The sequence below is a fragment of the Nocardia sp. NPDC019219 genome (genome assembly GCF_040632645.1).
Taxonomy (GTDB): Bacteria; Actinomycetota; Actinomycetes; order Mycobacteriales; family Mycobacteriaceae; genus Nocardia; species Nocardia sputorum.
Map to the genome: position 1 here is coordinate 1 of NZ_JBEYCG010000020.1, position 16684 is coordinate 16684.

The 16684-nt window shown below is 69.3% G+C and carries 17 protein-coding genes and 1 pseudogene; 4 read left to right on the forward strand and 14 right to left on the reverse strand.

Translation table 11 applies throughout. The features are described 5' to 3' along the window. Positions 1-320, forward strand: a pseudogene (locus tag ABZ552_RS29115) (esterase family protein); the annotation flags it as partial. 43 nt (positions 321-363) lie between these two features. Here the strand turns inward: ABZ552_RS29115 and ABZ552_RS29120 are convergent. From ABZ552_RS29120 to ABZ552_RS29130, 3 genes are all read right to left on the reverse strand, one after another. Then, the gene (locus tag ABZ552_RS29120) at positions 364-849 is read right to left on the reverse strand and encodes a DUF2505 domain-containing protein (RefSeq protein WP_357441196.1); all 486 of its coding nucleotides are present in this window, start codon (positions 847-849) and stop codon (positions 364-366) included. Between the two features lie 327 nt (positions 850-1176). Continuing rightward, a complete protein-coding gene (locus ABZ552_RS29125) occupies positions 1177-2712 on the reverse strand; it encodes a hypothetical protein (RefSeq protein WP_281879709.1) in 1536 nt (511 codons plus the stop codon). A 150-nt stretch (positions 2713-2862) separates the two neighbouring features. Then, complete coding sequence (locus ABZ552_RS29130; RefSeq protein ID WP_281879710.1) at positions 2863-3849, reverse strand: oxygenase MpaB family protein; 987 nt, start codon at positions 3847-3849, stop codon at positions 2863-2865. A 149-nt stretch (positions 3850-3998) separates the two neighbouring features. Here ABZ552_RS29130 and ABZ552_RS29135 point away from each other — a divergent pair, with 149 nt between their 5' ends. Next, positions 3999-4757, forward strand: a complete 759-nt coding sequence (locus tag ABZ552_RS29135; protein WP_281879711.1) for a TetR/AcrR family transcriptional regulator — start codon at positions 3999-4001, stop codon at positions 4755-4757. 11 nt (positions 4758-4768) lie between these two features. On the opposite strand, the gene ABZ552_RS29140 is transcribed toward ABZ552_RS29135, so the two are convergent. From ABZ552_RS29140 to ABZ552_RS29185, 10 genes are read right to left on the reverse strand one after another with little or no spacing between them, the layout of a single operon-like run. Further along, positions 4769-5758 carry an oxygenase MpaB family protein gene (locus ABZ552_RS29140; protein ID WP_281879713.1) on the reverse strand — a complete coding sequence of 330 codons (990 nt, stop codon included), beginning with the start codon at positions 5756-5758 and terminating at the stop codon, positions 4769-4771. A gap of 40 nt (positions 5759-5798) precedes the next feature. After that, on the reverse strand, positions 5799-6479 hold the full coding sequence (locus ABZ552_RS29145; protein ID WP_281879714.1) for a hypothetical protein: 681 nt from the start codon (positions 6477-6479) through the stop codon (positions 5799-5801). Further along, positions 6476-7456, reverse strand: a complete 981-nt coding sequence (locus ABZ552_RS29150; RefSeq protein ID WP_281879715.1) for an MlaD family protein — start codon at positions 7454-7456, stop codon at positions 6476-6478. Before ABZ552_RS29150 ends, ABZ552_RS29145 begins: the two co-directional genes overlap by 4 nt. Next, positions 7453-8478, reverse strand: coding sequence for an MlaD family protein (locus ABZ552_RS29155; RefSeq protein ID WP_281879717.1), 1026 nt, complete (start codon positions 8476-8478; stop codon positions 7453-7455). Before ABZ552_RS29155 ends, ABZ552_RS29150 begins: the two co-directional genes overlap by 4 nt. Then, positions 8475-9569 carry an MlaD family protein gene (locus ABZ552_RS29160; protein ID WP_281879718.1) on the reverse strand — a complete coding sequence of 365 codons (1095 nt, stop codon included), beginning with the start codon at positions 9567-9569 and terminating at the stop codon, positions 8475-8477. Before ABZ552_RS29160 ends, ABZ552_RS29155 begins: the two co-directional genes overlap by 4 nt. Before the next feature lie 2 nt (positions 9570-9571). Next, positions 9572-10591, reverse strand: coding sequence for an MlaD family protein (locus ABZ552_RS29165; protein ID WP_281879720.1), 1020 nt, complete (start codon positions 10589-10591; stop codon positions 9572-9574). Beyond that, positions 10588-11607, reverse strand: coding sequence for an MlaD family protein (locus ABZ552_RS29170; protein ID WP_281879721.1), 1020 nt, complete (start codon positions 11605-11607; stop codon positions 10588-10590). Before ABZ552_RS29170 ends, ABZ552_RS29165 begins: the two co-directional genes overlap by 4 nt. After that, a complete protein-coding gene (locus ABZ552_RS29175; RefSeq protein ID WP_281879722.1) occupies positions 11604-12629 on the reverse strand; it encodes an Mce family protein in 1026 nt (341 codons plus the stop codon). The genes ABZ552_RS29170 and ABZ552_RS29175 overlap by 4 nt, the downstream gene beginning before the upstream one ends. Positions 12630-12636: 7 nt before the next feature. Further along, positions 12637-13521 carry an ABC transporter permease gene (locus ABZ552_RS29180; protein ID WP_281879723.1) on the reverse strand — a complete coding sequence of 295 codons (885 nt, stop codon included), beginning with the start codon at positions 13519-13521 and terminating at the stop codon, positions 12637-12639. Then, on the reverse strand, positions 13521-14315 hold the full coding sequence (locus ABZ552_RS29185) for an ABC transporter permease (protein ID WP_281919568.1): 795 nt from the start codon (positions 14313-14315) through the stop codon (positions 13521-13523). Before ABZ552_RS29185 ends, ABZ552_RS29180 begins: the two co-directional genes overlap by 1 nt. 360 nt (positions 14316-14675) lie before the next feature. On the opposite strand from ABZ552_RS29185, the gene ABZ552_RS29190 reads away from it, so the two are divergent. Beyond that, on the forward strand, positions 14676-15560 hold the full coding sequence (locus tag ABZ552_RS29190) for an alpha/beta hydrolase (RefSeq protein ID WP_281879724.1): 885 nt from the start codon (positions 14676-14678) through the stop codon (positions 15558-15560). A 17-nt stretch (positions 15561-15577) separates the two neighbouring features. Here ABZ552_RS29190 and ABZ552_RS29195 read toward each other — a convergent pair whose 3' ends face one another. Beyond that, positions 15578-15784 carry a hypothetical protein gene (locus tag ABZ552_RS29195; protein ID WP_281879725.1) on the reverse strand — a complete coding sequence of 69 codons (207 nt, stop codon included), beginning with the start codon at positions 15782-15784 and terminating at the stop codon, positions 15578-15580. Between the two features lie 118 nt (positions 15785-15902). Here ABZ552_RS29195 and ABZ552_RS29200 point away from each other — a divergent pair, with 118 nt between their 5' ends. Continuing rightward, entirely contained in the window at positions 15903-16577 is a 675-nt protein-coding gene (locus tag ABZ552_RS29200) for a cyclase family protein (RefSeq protein WP_281879726.1), read from the forward strand. The last annotated feature ends 107 nt before the right edge of the window (positions 16578-16684 follow it).

Below are 16684 nucleotides of genomic sequence, written 5' to 3' on the forward strand. Positions count from 1 at the left end.
ACGACCCCTACCTACACGCCGACAAACTGCGCGGTACCGCCATCTACGTCTCCACCGGCACCGGCACACCCGGACCACACGACACCCTCGACGGCGCGCACGGGTCCGGGATACAGCTGGCCTACCAGTTGATCATCGGCGCTCCGATGGAAGCCGTCACCAATCTGTGCACGCGCCAACTCCGGGATCGGCTGCGCGATCTGGGTGTACCGGCCACGTTCGAGCTGCGTCCGAGCGGAACTCACTCCTGGGGTTACTGGCAAGACGACCTGCACAAGTCATGGGACACGATCGGTAGCGCGCTCGCCGATCGTCCGTAGACGCCATCGTCCTCGACGGACACCACGGAGTTCTTCGCCGGGTTCAGTGGTCGGCGATCCAGGCGTCGGTGTATTCCGCTTCCGCGGCGAGCATCTCGACGAGCCTGGCCACGACGGCGGCCTCGATCTTCCTGCCGAACAGGGGGATGCCGACCTCGGCCGCGGCCTCGACGACCGCTACCGCCGCGTTGTCGCTCTCGGTGAGCCGGACGGTGCCGGTCACCTTGGCGGGCACGCCCTCCACACGGGCGTCGAAACTGCCGCCCTCGTGGGTGTAGGTCTCGGTGCGGGTGATGACCAGACCTTCGGGTCGCACCGCGGTGACGGCGCCGGGCAACTCCGCCGCCGGTACGGTCTGCACCATCTGCACGTGCAGCCGCTCCTCGGCCGCGTCGAACTCGACGAGCCGCGCGTCGGCCCCACCGACCTCCTCGACGCGGTCTTTCCAGTACTGCGCGTCGGCCAGCGCCGCGCGAAGCGCGTCGGCCGAATGGGAGTAGGTGGCCGTGTACGCCAACGGGGTCGCCATACCGGCACACGCTACCTGCTGCGCCGCCTCCGGAATCGGTGCATCGCCGCCGGGGCCCGCTGATCTGCTGCGAGCGCGCGTATCGACAGTACGTCTCCGATCGTGACAGCCAAAAGCTGTATTGCATTGTCACCCTGGGCAAATGATTGCTTCGACTGCGGCGGCATCGGCCCGACACGGTGACAGGCTCAGTCGATCTGCGGGCGGTGGGGAAGTTCTGCGCCGAAGGGGCGTTCGCCGGCCCGGGTCGCCCGGATTCGACGCGGATCATCGCTTGCAGGAGCCGAGCGCGGTGGGCGACTCCGGTCGCCCACCGCGGCGGACGGTTCATGTCTCCAGGAACGCCAGCATGTCCCGGCGGAGTTCCGGGTCGATCTCCCGCTCGGCGGCCGCCGCGACCCACTCGCGGGCTCGAGCCGGGCGAGTTTCCGGTGGCCAGGCGCCGAGCACGACGAGGGCGCCCCGGCGGCACCGGACGACCCGATTGCCGAGCGCGACCGGCAGTAGCGTGCGCCCGGCGCCTGGATGCTCGCGCAGATTCCAGACGATGACCTCGAACGCCCGGTCGGCCTCATAGCCGGGGCCCAGGCCCAGCGCTTCGGTCGGGCCGGTCGCCAGATCGTCGAGCGGAAGCAGCTCTTCGGCCAGAGCAACGACCTGCTCGACCGCGGTCCGGCCGGCATGGTGCATTGCCCACTGCCAGACATAGGCGTTGTGGGGATCGCTCCGCAAGCGCGCGAACGCGTCCGGCAGCGCGCTCATCCCCAGTCGTCCCGCGCAGGAGAGCGCGACCTCGAACGCGTGGGACCGGCGCTCGCCGGGAGTCTCGGAACCGGCCGGGACGGCGTGGGTCGCGAGTTCGCGCGTCACCAGATCGCGCCACCGCTGCTGCGCGGTGAGGGAGGCGTACCTGGCGCGCAGCCGGTCCGGCTCGCCGTCGGGCCACTCGAAGGCGGTGTCGGACGTCAGGCGTGCGAGAGTCAGCGCCGCGTCGAGCCGCCCGAGGGTGGGCTCGGCGCGGGCGAGCAGCTCGGCGAAGCGGTGCAGGGCGGGCACCGCGTCGTCGTAGTCGGACATGTCTTCGGCGGGGCCGCCGAGCGCGAGGGCCCGCAGGATGTCCGCCGCGCCGTCGAGCAGGGCGTCGTCGATGTCGTCGTCGAGCAGAGCCTCGTAGAGACCGCCGGTCGTGGCGGCGATCCACGCGAGATACTCGTTCATCACGCCGTTGCGGAAGCCGCCCCGCAGCAACCACGCTTTGATGTCGGGATCGACGCAGCCCTTCAGCCGTTCCACGGCGTGGATGCGCCCCCAGCCGTCGAGGCGCTGGGCCAGTTCGAAGACCGCGCGGTGCCGATCGGGCTGGGTTTTCATGAGCGCGACGACGGCGAAGAGGGCGAATTCCTCCAGCGATCCGAGCAACTGGAGCAGCTCGCGGTCGCGCTCGTCGCCACACGTGCCCAGCAGCACGATGCCGAGCTTGGCGACCTCGCGCCGGGTGGCGTTCTCGGTCACGAATCGTGCTGCGCGATGGAGCTTTTCGAGTGGATACGAGCGTGAGCTGAGTTCCGTCACCAGGTCGTCCGCGACGTGCACCGCCCGCAGGCCGGCGAAGTGCTCGAGCAGGCGGGCCGGATCGTCGAGGTCGGCGAGGATGCGATCGGTGAGTTCGGCGACGGGGTGCGTGTCCGACCCGAAGTGATGTGTGCTGACGCCGTCGTAGACGACGCTGGGAAGGGCGATTTCGCCCGCTTCGTGGGGCCGCTCGTCCGGTAGGGGGTACCCATCACGTGGCCAAGGGCCGGGACCGTGCAGGGCGGAGAGAGATAGGGCGTGGGCCACGAACGTGGCCGCGTGGGGGCTCATCGAGCCGGGCGCAGGACGCCCTTTCCGTGGGAGATCATGGACATGAGGATGGCAGCTCGCCGGGCGGGACGCAACCGCGCCTCGCCCGCGCATTCTCTGATAGTAAATCCTCGAATTACTATCATCGCCATGCCGGAGCGGCGAGGTCGTTCAGATCGGGCAGCCGCCTGCCGCGCCGGAGGGGGGTGCGAAGGAGTCCAGTGCGTACTTGCGGTGGAAGCGGACCAACTTCTCGTATTGCAGGCGGTTGTAAGCCAGCGGAAGCAGCAACAGCCGATCCGGCAGCAGGCGCCACGCCGCTTGCAACACACACACGTACACGGCGAACTCGAGGTGGTGGTGCCGCTTCATTTCGAAGCCGACCATGGCGCGGACGCCGGGGTGCATGACTTCGGCCGAGCACACCTGGATCACATGCCCGGCGAAGGGCCGCAGCAGCAGCCACAACGGCATGAGCGCCGTGCGAACCAGCGGCGGCAGCCCGAGGGTGGGCAGCGGAAGCCTGGTCAGTCCGGCGAACTGCTCGACGAGGAACGGGTTGGCGGCCAGTTCGTGCTCGACCATCGCGTCGTAGTACTCGGTCGCCGACGCCAGATCCGGGGGCAGTTTGCCCGACCGGGCGGCCAGCTCCAGCCCGGAGAACCCTTCGCGCAGCATCTGATACGCGGCTTCCTTCTCCTCCGGGCGCAGCACCGTGCCGGTGCAGTAGGTGAAGGTGTTGAGCGCGACGAACATCCCGCTGACACCCACCCAGATCCATGTCTGCGGGTTCAGGGCGCTGTAGCGGACGTCGTGGTAGTCGCCGCGCCCCCGGCCGTGCACGTCACGATGGCGTTGTTTGAGCCATTCGGCTTCGGCCAGCCGGTCCGCGGGGTCGCCCCACATCGCCAGCAAGGCCGAGAAACCCGAACGGACCCCGCGATCGGCGAAGTTCGCGGCGAAGCGGCCGGTGCGGTCCACGGCGGCGGCGACGGGGACGAGCGCCACCTGATCGAAGGCGGAGCCGGCGAAGACGCCCGACAGCACGCTGCCGGTGTGCTTGCGGAATTCGGCGAGGACCTCGGGGCGCACCCGGGCCGATGGCGCGGCGCCGGCGGTGGGCTCGGAAACAACGGGCAGCTCTGCGTTCGTTGCCATGGGTCACCTCTGGACTACTGGTGATAGTGATATAGGTCTTAGACTATCATTCCTGCGGAGTAACCGGCGAGACCCGCTGCGCCCGGTCCGCGGAAACGGCTGGCGGTGGTGGCGAGGTGGCGCGACGGACGGGCGGTAGGCTCACGCCGATGAGGGCGCACCGGAACGATTCGAGCAAGCCCGAGGCGGGCACGCGGCGGAACAGGGCCACGGGCCCGGTCGAACCGCACGCCTCCGCGCGCTCGCAGGGGCGGGTGGGCGACAACCCGACCGTCGCGGAGTTCTCGGCGGCGGTGGGTGACGCGTGGGCCGACCTCACCGCACTGGACGCCAGATCGCGCCGCATCGTCGACGCCGCCCGCGACTGCTTCGCCGAGGTGGGATTCGAGGAGACGACGATGGTCCGCATCGCCGAGGGGGCCGGCGTCGGCGTCGCCACGGTCTATCGCCGGTTCGGCACCAAGTCCGCCCTGGTGCGGTACGCCCTCATGGCCGAATCACAGCGGGTCGGCATCATCGTGGCGGAGGCGGTGCAGCGCTCGGCGGGTCCGGTGAGCGCGCTGGCGGAAATGTTCTCGGCGTTCGTGAGCGAGGCGAAGGCCCCGCGTCTGCTGACGCACAGCCTGCGCGTCTCGTCGGCGGCCGGTGAACTCACGCGGTTCCTCACCGGTGACGAATTCATCGAGCAGGGCCGGACCTTGGTCGCGCGCTTCATCGTGCACTGGCAGAAGCGGGGCGAACTGGGCGTCTTCGACGCCGAGGTGGTCGCCGAGCTGTTCGTCCGCCTGACGATGTCGTTCATCTCCAATCCGCGGGGCGCGCTGCCGCTCGCCGATGCCGCGGCGGCGAAGGAGTTCGCCCGGCGATTCCTGGCGCCACTGTTGTTCCCGCACCCGGGCGCAGGTTAGTCACCCGGCGGCTACTGCTTGGGGCGCACGCGATAAGCCGCTGACTTCAGTTCCCGCTCCTGCATGCGCTGTATGCACCGATGGTGCTTCCTGGCGTGGTAGGCGATGGGGAAGTAGGTGAGCCGCTCCGGAAGCACCCGATAGGCGAAGCGGATGACGGTGTAGACGCGTTCGAGCTGCCGCTGTTCCCGTTCGCTCCACTCGACCCCGACCATGGCGCGCAGGCGCGGATCGAGCAGTCCGACGATGGACAGGTAGTTGAAACGCAGCATGGGGCGGGCCAGCCCGCGGACGAGGGCGCGAAGGGGCCCGGGCAATGCCCGCAGTTGCTCGGTATCGCCGTCGCGCAGATCGGCGAACTGCCGGCGCACGTCGTCGGTCGCGCAGAGCACGTCGGTGACCATGTGCTCGTAGTAGGCGTCGAATTCCGCCCTATTCGAGGGGTAGCCCTTCATCGGTACGCGCAGGATCCGGGCGATGCGGATGTTGTCCGCGAGCAGATCATCGAGCTCGGCCGCGGTGAACTCGCGACCGATCAGCAGGGGCCCCGCCTTGGCGGTGGTCACGTAGGCGGTGGCGATCACCCATTGATACGCCCCGGGATCGAGCGCGCTGATGTGCTTGCCCTCGGCGTTGCGCATGGTCAGCGGTTCGTGCAGGGACCGAAGCCGCTTGCCCTCCTCGATGGCCTCCAGACCGCCGTAGGTCCAGCGCAGCACCGAGTCGACGGAGCGGATCGCGCGGCCCAGCGGATCGGTGCGGGCGACCGAATACCGGTCGACGACATCCCGGATCACCGGGTGCAGTCCCTGCATCGCGAACGCGGCGCCCTCGACCACGAGATAGGTCCAGTGACCGACCATCTCGGCGGTCATCGAATCCGGGGACACCAGCTCGATCCGCTCACCGTCGACCGACACCTCTCGGGTGGCAGCCGCCTTCGTGGTCGCTTCGGGAGTCGCCGTCTGGATTGTGACGGCATTACGCGCGGCTCTGGTCATCATCTTCTCCTGTTCGGGCACCATGGAAGCCGGTGCCTGCTCATCGCGGTGCGGGCGCGGGCAGATCCGGGGTGACGCCGCCGACGTCGGTGATGGTCCAGTCGGCGGCGCGGTTGAGCGTGACGGTGTAGGCGGCGGTCGCGGTGACGCCCTCGGGCGTCTGCCTGCTCCGCGAATTCATGTCGACGAAAACCTGCACGACGTACAGATCACCGTCGCGCCGGGAGACTTTCGCGGCGAGCAGCTTCGCCGTCGCGGTGTATTCCATCTGGCTCAACCACGGCCCGACGACGTCGACCGCCGCCGACAGCTTGGGTGCGAGCTGCTGGCTCACGCCGGTCTGCAGGGCTTTCCGCCATCCCTCGATATCGCCCGCCCGTACCTGCGACACAGTGAGCGCGTATGTCGAGGCGGCCTGTTCGGCGGCCGCGTCGACCGCGAGCTGCGCACGCAGCGACGCCAGTTCGTCGTCGGAACTGTCGCCGAGCCGGCCGACAGCGAACGATACGGCGGCCACGACGGCGAGCGCGGTCACCACCAGCGCGGCGGCGGTGGAACGGGTTGGTCGTCGGGGAACGCGCAGGCGTCGTGGGCTTCCGGCCCTGCCGGGCGTGTCTACCGGTTCGCCTTGGTCATCGACGACGGCACGGTCGGGTTCGGCTCCGGGTTCACTTGCGGTGCGGCTCGCGGCCTTCCGGACGGTCTTGTCGGTGGTGCTCATCGTTCTCCTTCCCCGACCGGCGGTGTCCGGAGGGTGATCCGCAAGCGGTCGCCGGGTAATGCGGTGAGGGCCCGGTCGAGCAGGGTCGCCATGTCGACCACCCCGAGCGAGGCCCCGGACGCCGACGAGACCGGCCGCAGCGCCACGCCGAGCGCGCCGAGTTCGGGAGCGAGCTGTCGCAGGAAGTCGACGAAACGCTGCTCCTCTTCCCGCCAGGAACCGAGCACTTCGCGACCGCGCAACAGCGCCGACCCCTCGAACAGATACAGGTAGGACACGCCGAGCGTCTCCCCGAACCGGTCGAGTTGCGGCGGCGCGGCGGTCAGCGCGGGCCGCACCCAGTCGACGTCGGGCATGAGGCGCAGCAGATTACGCAGCACCGCTTCGAGCGAAGGCTGATGCCGGGCCAGCGTGAGCGCGAGCAGTCCGGCGGCTCGTGCGATGGACGGCGCCATCTGCCCGGCATGCTCGACCGCCGCGGCGAACGTGTCCACCAGCCGGCCGATCGCGGCCGCGTCGGTCTGGTCGAGCAGACGTGACGACGCGGCCAGCAGTTCCGGCACGGTGGCGGGCGTGTCGATCGTGCCGATCAGCTCGTCACCGTCGTGCAGGTAAGCCGTGCGGCCGGGGTCGTCGATCGGACCGGGCAGGAACGCGAAGACGGGCTCGCCGAGCGCGGACAGGTTCTCGATCTTCATCGCGGTGTTCGCCGGGATCCGGTGGACGCGGTCGTAGGACAGCCGGACCCGGACGGCTCCGGGCACGCTGCGCACCTCGTCGACGGTTCCGATGTCGACGCCCCGGTAGACGACGGCCGAGCCGGGGCGCAGACCTGCGGCGTGGTCCATGCGCACCGTGACGCGGTCGCGCGCGGCCATCGGCTCGACATCGAGGACGCCGAGCATCAGGTAGCCGCTGCCGAGCGCGGTGACCACCGCCAGCGCCAGGCCGGACAACCACGCGGGAATCCGGGTCATGGCAGCACTCCGATCAGGCGGAGCAGGATGAGCGCGTCCACGTCCCGGTCGGAGCTGCCCGCGAGCCCGACGCGCCGCAGATCCAGTGCGGGGTCGCCGAGGAACGAAACGACTTTGCCGGACAGCACTTCCGCGAGCAGCGCGCCGTTGCCCACCCAGACCGTCGCGTCGGGCGAGGGCTCACGCAACAGGATCGCCGTTCGCTCCATCGCGTCGTTGAGCGGGGGCAGCCGGGGGATGAGCCAGTCCAACCCGGTGGTGAGGGTGTTGACGTCGATCACGACGTTGAGCACCGCGGTCATGAATTCCGGGACGCGCCCGAGCCGCCGTGCCGCGGTCTCCGAGAAGACGAATCCGACGTCCTCGCGCATCTGATGCAGTCGCTGCGTCAGTTGCGCGGTGGCAGCGACGATCCGGTCGATGTCGTCGATCCCGTCGGCCGCGTCACCGAGATCGGCGGCGATGCGCCCCGCCAGCTCCCTGGTCTCGGCGGGGTCCTCGGGCAGGGCGCTGCTCATCCGCTCGATGGCGTCCTGCATCCTGGCGGCGCTGCCCCCGTTGACGAACGCGGCCATCCGCTCGAGGATCTGCTCGATCTGCGGGCCGGTGCCGGTGTCGCGCAACGGAATCGTGTCCCCGTCGTGGAGCAGACCGGCGCGATCGTCGGGCGGTGGCGACAGCGCGAGGTAGATATCGCCGAGGACGGTGGTCTGCCGCAGCTCGGCGCGTGTTCCGACCGGGAGGCGCACGCCCGCGCGCACGTCGATGTGCGCCACCGCGGCGTGCGGCACGAGGTCGATCGAACGCAGCTGCCCGACGTCCGCGCCGTTGCTGCGGACCCGGGCGCCTGCGGGCAGGCTCAGCACGGTTTCGAATTCGATGGCGAGACGGTAGGTGGGCCCGTCGACTCCGGTTCCGGGTAGCGCGTGGTCGCTCGGGTCGAAACCGCAACCGGCGAGCAGGATGACGGTGATGCCCGCGTGCAGCAGCCGCCGTGCGGCCGGGCGCAGTCTCCGGTTCATCGCGTGCCTCCGACGGTTGCGAGGAGGGCCGCAGGCAGCGGCATCGCGGCGGACTTCGCCGAAAGCACCGCGCACGTCCGCGGATCCGGTACCGACGCGCACAGCGCCTGCGCGTCGGCCGCGCCGAGCACGAGTGTGGGTGGGCGGTAGTCGAACGTGACGCCGGACCCGTCCTGGATCATGTTCCGCAACATGGTCATGACCCCCGGCACGCCCGCGAGCAGATCACGGGATTCCTCGGCCCTGGTTCGCGCCAACGTCACGATCGGGACCGAGGATTCGAGGATCTCCATCAGGTAGGGGAAGTGGTGGTTGAACAACCGGTCGAGCGGGCCGATCGCCGCCGCGAGCTTGCCGACCAGGATCTTGACGATCACCAGGGTGCGTTCGAGCAGTTCCAGCCCGGGCCCGAAGGTGATCAGCGAGGTCTTGATGTCGGTCCATTCGGCGGCAGCGAACCGGCTCAATTCGGCGGAGTTGTCCAGCAGTTCGCCGAGCTGGGTCGCGAACGTGTCCGGCGCGGCCAGCAGATCCGACAACTGCCGCAGCTGCCGATCGACGGCCGGGCCGAGTCCGTGCACTTCGCGGTCCGCGCCGTCGAGCAGCGCTCGCAACGGTGTGGTGCCGTCCGGTCCGGGGCGGGTGATGTCGTCGAGCAGCCCGGTGAACGAGCCCAGCGCGTCGGATACGCTCACCGGTGTCGCCGTATGGTCGGGCTGGACGCACTGATCCGCGGGCAGCGCCGGTCCGCCCCGCGGCGAAGCATCCACGAGTTCCACGCGACGGTCGGTCAGGATCGAGGAATTCACCACTACCGCACGCACGCGGTCGGAGAGGGCGCGCTCGTCGAGAGCCATCTCCACCCGGACGTGTTCGCGGTCGGGAACGAGCGCGCGCACCTTCCCCACGGCTACACCGCGGATCGTCACGGGCGCATCGGGATAGAGCCCGAAAGTGTCGTCGAACAAGGCGCAGACCGCGCGGGCAGGGCGCTCGGCCCCGTGCATCGCGGCACCGGCCACCGTGGTGATCGCCACCGCCGTCGCGATCAGTAGCGCCGGTACTCGGCGTCGCCTCGCTGATACCAGCATGATCAGCACCCCGCTCCGGGCACGGGCAGGCATACCTCGGGACGGTGCACGGTCAGCCCGCTCTGATCGATGAGCGCACGGCCCTCCGGCCCGGCCGATCCGGCGAGTCCTTCCAGCGTGCGAGTCATCGCCGTGATCACGGCGTCCGTCGAACTCAACAGGTCGCGGCTCAGATCGCGGCTCTGCTCGACCGGGAAGAATATCGGTTCGAGCTTCTCGGCGTAGGGACCGGCGAGGAAATCGAACAGCAGCCCGACGACCGCGGTCACCTTGTCGGCGAAGATCTCGACCTTGGCCCGCGCCGCCACGATCTGCGGTCCCAGAATGGCGTAGGCGCGGATCACCTCGGTGGCCAGCATTTCGTTGTCCCGTGCGGTGACCAAGTACTCGTTGGACAGTTCGAGCAGTCCTTGCACCTGATTCCGCTGTTCGGCCAGCGCGCCGACCACCGCGCCGAGCGAGGACACCGCTTGCCGGACCGTGCCGGGGGCGTCGGTGAGCGCGTGCGCGGCGGCGTCGAGCGTCGTGCGCAGCGACTCGGTGTCGATCTGCTCGGTGACCCGGACGGTTTCCGGGATCAGCTCCTGCACCAGGAACGGCAGGCGTGCGCGCTCCGCCGGAATGGGCGCGCGCAGCGGCTGACCGCCCGTGGGCAGCAGCGCCAGGTAGAGCCCGCCGACCGGGGTCAGCATGCGCACGTCCACGGCGGTACGGTCACCGAGACGTCTGCCGGATCGCACGATGAATTCCACGTCGACGTGTTCCTCGCCCAGGCGGATCGACGTCACCCGGCCCACCTTCACTCCGGCGATGCGTACGCTGTCGCCGGTCGTCAAGCCGCCCGTTTCCGGCAACTGCAGCCGATAGGTCACGTAATCCGGCGGGCGGAGATACAGCACGCCCACCGTGGCGAAGGCCAGCGTCACGGCGATCACGCTGACCAGAGCCCACACCATCTGGGCACGCGCAGAGGGGGTTTCGGCGCCCAGCGAGAACACCGGGCGCGGCAGGGCGGATCTCATCGCCGGCTCCCTTCGCAGACCGTCAAGGGGCGTCCGTGCAGCAGCACCGCCGCGGTGATCGGCACCGCGAAGGTGCCGTTCGCGCACTGCCGGGACGGCTCCGACCGGGGGATCAGCGCGTTGAGCCCTTCCAGCAGCCCGGGCAGCGCCGACAACGCGCGCACGGCCGCGGTGGTGTCCGGGATGGCCTGCCGGATGCGCTCGGTGAGCGCGTCCGAGCTGTCGCGGGCGCCGAGCAGCAGGCGCGCGAGGGCCTCCGCGCTGCGCACGATCTCGGACATCTCGACCGAGCCCTTGTCCATCAGGCTCAGGAATTCCTCCATACGGCTGGCGACCGGCATGAAGATGGAGTGGAAGACGCGCAGGACGTTCTCCAGATTCGCCGAACGTCCGCGCAACCGCAGCGCCACCGCGTCGAGGTTCGCGACGATGGTCGCGATGACGGCCGTGCGGTCCTCGGCGTAGGCGGTGAGCGCGGCGAAATCGCGCAACAGCGGGGCGACGTCGCCGCCGCTGCCTTCGATCATGGCGACCAGGTCGGCGGCGAACCGGTTGTACACCTGTGGGTCGGCTTCGCGCAGCAGCGGGCGCAATCCGTTGAAGACCGTGGTGATGTCGAACGAGTCGACGGTGTTGCGCACCGGCTCGGCCGGGTCGAGGAACGGTCCCGGTTCTTCCGTCGCGGTGACCGCGAGATATCGCTGGCCGGTGAGATTCTGGAAGCGGACGGCGATGCGGTCGGTGCTGCGCAGCCGATACCGCGACAGCAGCGTGAATCGTACGGTGGCGCGGTGCTCGGGCGTCAGCGAGATGGCGGTCACCTTGCCGACCTGGACGCCGCGCAGCCGCACGTCCGCGTTTTGTTGCAGTCCGAAGACGTCGCCGAATTCCGCGTGATAGCTGATGGTCTCGCCCCCGACAGGCCGGCGAATCGTCTGCACGACCGCGGTGACCACGGCGATCACTACCAGCAGCAACAGCAGCAGGCGTAGTGCGGCGGCCCGTGGTGTCCTCATCGTGCCGCACCGCCCGCGGCCTGGACCGGGAGACGGAACGCGGGCACCGCCGCGATCAGCAGTTCCACGTCGAGCACCACCCGGTCCGCGCGGCGGTGCAACGCCCCGTCGATTCCGGTGGCCAGGTCGTGCACCTGCCGCGGTGTGACCCCGCGCATCGCGCGATCGAGCGGTATCACCATGTCCAGCAGCATGTCCACCGCCTGCGCGGTGGGCCCGAGCGCGCCGACCAGTTCACCGGCGAAGGCGAAGACGAGGTTGGAGACCTCGGAGATGGTGTCGGAAGCCTGGCGGGTTCGCAGGTCGTCGTCCAGTTCCGTCACCGACGCGAGGGCCGTCAGAATGCTCAACGCCGAAGGCGTGAACGCGCCGACTCCTTCGGTGACGTCCGCCGACTTACGTAGCAGCTCGGCCAGCGGGCCGGGCTGCGCGCGCTGCCAGGTGCGGGCGAGCAGGAGGGCCGAGGTCAGCATCGGGGCCGCCGCCGCGGTCAGGCTCGCCGCGTTCTCCAGCGACGCCGACATCCGGGAGGTCAGCACGTCGGCGACGGCGTGACCGGAGTCGCGCAGGATCCGGGTTACGGTGAAGTTGTCCACTCGATCGCCCAGGTCGAGCACCGCGCCCGCGGTGAGCGGGTCGCCGCCCGGCATCGGAACCAGTTCCAGGGCGGTCGATCCGAAGACGTTGGCGGAGACGAACCGGGTCTGCATGCTCGTCGACAACTCGGCCAGCCGCGGCGCCGCGACACCGACTCGCACCCGCTGCCGGTCGGCGCCGATCGGATCGATTCCTTCGATCGAGCCGATCGTCATGCCGCGCAGGCGGACCGCGGTGTGCGTGCCGACGCCGTCGCCGAGGCCGGTCATGACCAGATCGAAGCCGGCCAGGCCCGCGCGGTTCGGCTCCACCGTGCGCCACACGGCCGCTGCGAGCACGGCCAGCGCCGCGAGCAGGACCAACCCGCGCAACCGCAGACCCGTTCGGCCGGGTCCGCGGACCGAGAACTGCGTCGCACGACTCATGGATTCCTCACCCCGCGAAGCTGATATCGGTATCGAAACCCCACATGGCGATCGTCATCACCATGTCCGCCGAGGCGATCAGCACCAGGCTCGCGCGGATCGCCCGGCCCGAGGCGATGCCGACCCCTTCCGGCCCGCCGGTCGCGTAGAAACCCTGGTAGGCGTGCACCGCGGTGATCAGGAGCACGAAAACCACGACTTTGATCAGCGAATACACCAGGTCCATCGGGGCGACGACCAGCTGGAAGTAATGCGTGAACGCGCCGGACGCCTGGCCGTGTGCCGCGGTGACGGTGAGGCGGGTCGTGCAGAAGCCGAGCGCCAGCGCGATCAGATACGTGGGCACCACCGTGATCACCGCGGCGATCAACCGGGTGGACACCACATACGGGATCGGGTCGATCGCCTGGGCTTCGAGCGCGTCGATCTCCTCGGAGATGCGCATGGCCCCGATCTCGGCGGTCATCCGGCATCCGGCTTGCGCCGCGAAGCCCACCGCGGCGATCAGCGGGGCCAGTTCCCGCGGGTTCGCCAGGGCCGACATCGCCCCGGCCAGCGGCCCCAAGCCGAGCATGTCCAGTGCGGTGAAGCCGACGATGCCGATCATCGCTCCCGCCACCACACCCATGACGACCAGCACAGGCACCACGCCGCCGCCGACGATCACCGATCGGCCGCCGCCCCAGGCCAGATCGGTGAAGACGGCCACGACCTGCTTGCGGTAGCGGCGCAGTGCGTAACCGGCGCCCAGGCAGGCCGCGGTGGCGAAACGAAGTTGAAAACCCAACTCCTCCAGGGGATCCCACAGCCGTGCGAGACGTCGTGTCCAGCGCAGCCCCCAGGGGCGATACTCCGACGGCCGGGCGGTCCGCAGCCCACTGCGCAACGCCATCACAGGAACTCCAACGGCAGGAACAGCAGCACCACCTGCGTGATGACGAGGTTCACCACCAGGCACGTCAGCAGACCGAGCACGACCGCGGCGTTGACGCAGTCGGCCACGCCCTTCGGCCCGCCCTGCGCCTCCAGTCCGCGCTGGCAGGCGATCACCGCGACCAGATAGCCGAAGACCGCCGCCTTGCCGATACAGATGCCCAGGTCGGTGACGGTGGCGAAACTGCCGAACGACGACCAGTACGAACCCGGTGCGACGCCTTGCCCGAGGGAGGCGACGAGGAAGCCGGCCAGGATGCTCATCAGGATGACGAGCACGGCCAGCATCGGCGCCACCACGGTCATCGCGAGAAGACGCGGGGCGACGAGCCGGCGATGCGGGTCTATTCCCATGGTGCGCAACGCGTCGATCTCTTCTCGGATCGTGCGGGCCCCCAGGTCCGAGGCGATCGCCGACGCGCCGGCGCCGCCGACCAGCAACGCCGCGGCGAGCGGAGCGATCTGCTGCATGACGCCCATGCCGCCGACCGCGCCCGCCATCGAACCGGCGCCGACGTTCTCGGTGATGCTGCCGACCTGGACCGCGATCACCACGCCCATCGGCAGCGAGATCAGGATCGCGGGCAGCAGCGACACCGAGGCGAAGAACCAGGCCTGAACCAGCGCCTCGCGTGCCGGGAAGCGGCGCAGGAACAGATCGGAGACGAGCAACGCGGTGGAGCGGACGCCTAGCCGGACTGTGCGACCGAAAGTGCGTGCGTTCGCGGCGGTTCGGCTGCTCAGCGCGACCAGGAGCGGAACCGGCTCCCGGCCTTCGCCGGGGAACCGCTGAGCGGGCGCCGCGTACTCGGACACGTTCTACTCCTCGGCGCGACAACCCATCCCGGCGCGCGAAGCGGTCGGCTGTCGCTCCGTGCGGGAGGGTTGAGCAATTGATAGTTCAACCGGGATAAGACTATCAATCAGGAGGCAGAGGCGGATCTGGATTCAGGAAAACGATCGAAGATTACCTGTCTAGGACTCGTGACGCGGGTATCGTCGCGCACGGAGAAGCCGCACGGTTCAGTGCCGTCGAGTCCGCCGGAATCGCAGCCGTTTCGACCAGAGGGCGATGCCCCGCGCCTGTCGGTGCCGTGCTCTACCGTCCGAGAGATGAGCAACAGAATCGCCGGCTTCAGCTACGAGCGGGTGCCGGTCGGTGACGTCGGTCTGCACGTCGCCATGGCCGGGTCCGGCGCTCCGATCGTGCTGCTGCACGGCTTCCCGCAGACCCATCTCGCCTGGCGCCATGTGGCGACCGACCTCGCGCGGGATCATCTGGTGATCTGCCCGGATCTGCGCGGTTACGGCGACAGCGACAAGCCCGTCGGCGAGCCGGATGGCGACATGTACGCCAAGCGGACGATGGCCGCCGACGTCATCGAGCTCATGCGGTCACTCGGCCATGATCGTTTCGCGCTCGCGGGTCATGATCGAGGCGGATTGGTCGCTTTCCGTGCGGGTCTGGACCACCCGGACTCGATCAGCCATCTCGCGATACTCGACGTGCTGCCGGCAGCGGACATGTGGTCCACACTGCGGGGCACCTCCGGGATCTTCGCCTTCCATCTGTACCTGCTCGCGCAACCGTCCGAGCTGGCCGAGCGCATGATCCTCGCCGACCCCGATCTGTTCTTCGGGCACTTCCTCGACGGCTGGTGCCGGATCCCCGGCGCGATCCCCGCCGACGTCCGCGCCGCGTATCTCGCGGCGTCCCGCGCCCCCGACGCTGTCCGTGCGATCTGCGCCGACTATCGAGCCGGCGCATACCTCGACAATGTCCACGACGAAGCCGACCGTCGTGCGGGTCGGCGGCTGAGCATGCCGGTCGCCGCGCTCTGGCAGGATCCGGGTGAGATCGTCCTTCCGTTCGACCCACGGTCCATCTGGTCCGGCTGGGCGCGCGATCTGCGGGCCGGCACAGTGCGATGCGGTCATTTTCTTCCGGAGGAGATGCCCGGCGTCGTCATCGAAGCCCTCCGCGACCTGATCGACTGACGCGGCGGCGAGAGTCCTCAGGGCAGACGCATCAGCTGCCGGGAGAGACTGAACAGACGGCGGGCGAGTTTCACGACCGGTAGGCCCAGCGGAAGCAGGAGGATCGTCACGCACAGTACCGCGCCGACCAGCCACAGCACGGCCGCCAACACCCCCAGTACCGTGCCGAGCACGGCCGTGAGGATTCCCAGCACCACGCCGAGTAGACCCTGTAGCAATCGCATAACGACCTTCCGGTTTCCATTCTGCGCTTCTTCGGACCGATTCGCATGTACCGATTTCGACCGGCACGGCGCCGCCGAAGGGAACGCCTCCCGGCGCGAGCGCGGTAGCGTCCCTGGCATGAGCCGAGCGATCATGGAGCTGTCGCATCCGATCTCGGACGGCATGCTCACCCAGCCGGGCCTGCCCGCGCCGCGGGTCACTACGGCGGTGGGGCGTGACCAATCGCCGCTGGTCGGCATGACCTACGACATCGCGCGCGTGGATATGGTGGGTCCCACCGGGACCTATATCGACGCACCCTTCCATTTCCACGCCGGGGGAGCCGATGTCGCCGAGCTGCCGGTGGAACGGCTGTTCAACGTGCCGATCGTGATGATCCGCGCCTCGGGCCTGCGCGCGGTCGGGCCGGATGTGCTCGGCGATCCCGCGCGCCTGTGGGGCAAGGCGGTGCTGGTGCACACCGGGTGGTCGGCCAAGTGGGGCTCGCCGGCGTATCGGGAACCCGGGCATCCGTTCCTGATCGGTGAGGTGGCGGATGCCCTGGTGGCGGCGAATGTGGCTCTGGTGGGTATCGACTCGCTGAACATCGACGACACGTCCCTGCCGACGCGGCCGTGTCACCACACGCTGCTAGGCGCCGGAATTCCGATCATCGAGCAGATGACGAATCTGGACGCGGTCCCCGGCGCAGGCGCCAGGCTGGTCGCACTGCCGGCGCCGGTGCGCGGAATGGGTTCGTTCCCGCTGCGCGCCGTGGCGTGGACCGAGCTCGGGGGAGCAGGGCACCGGTAACGGCTTTCCGGACTCAGTATCCGTCCGTGGGAACGTCGTGCGGGATTTCGACTTGATACGGCCGGTGGCGATCACCGCGTTGCCGCGGGAGTTCCTCGCGACGGTCG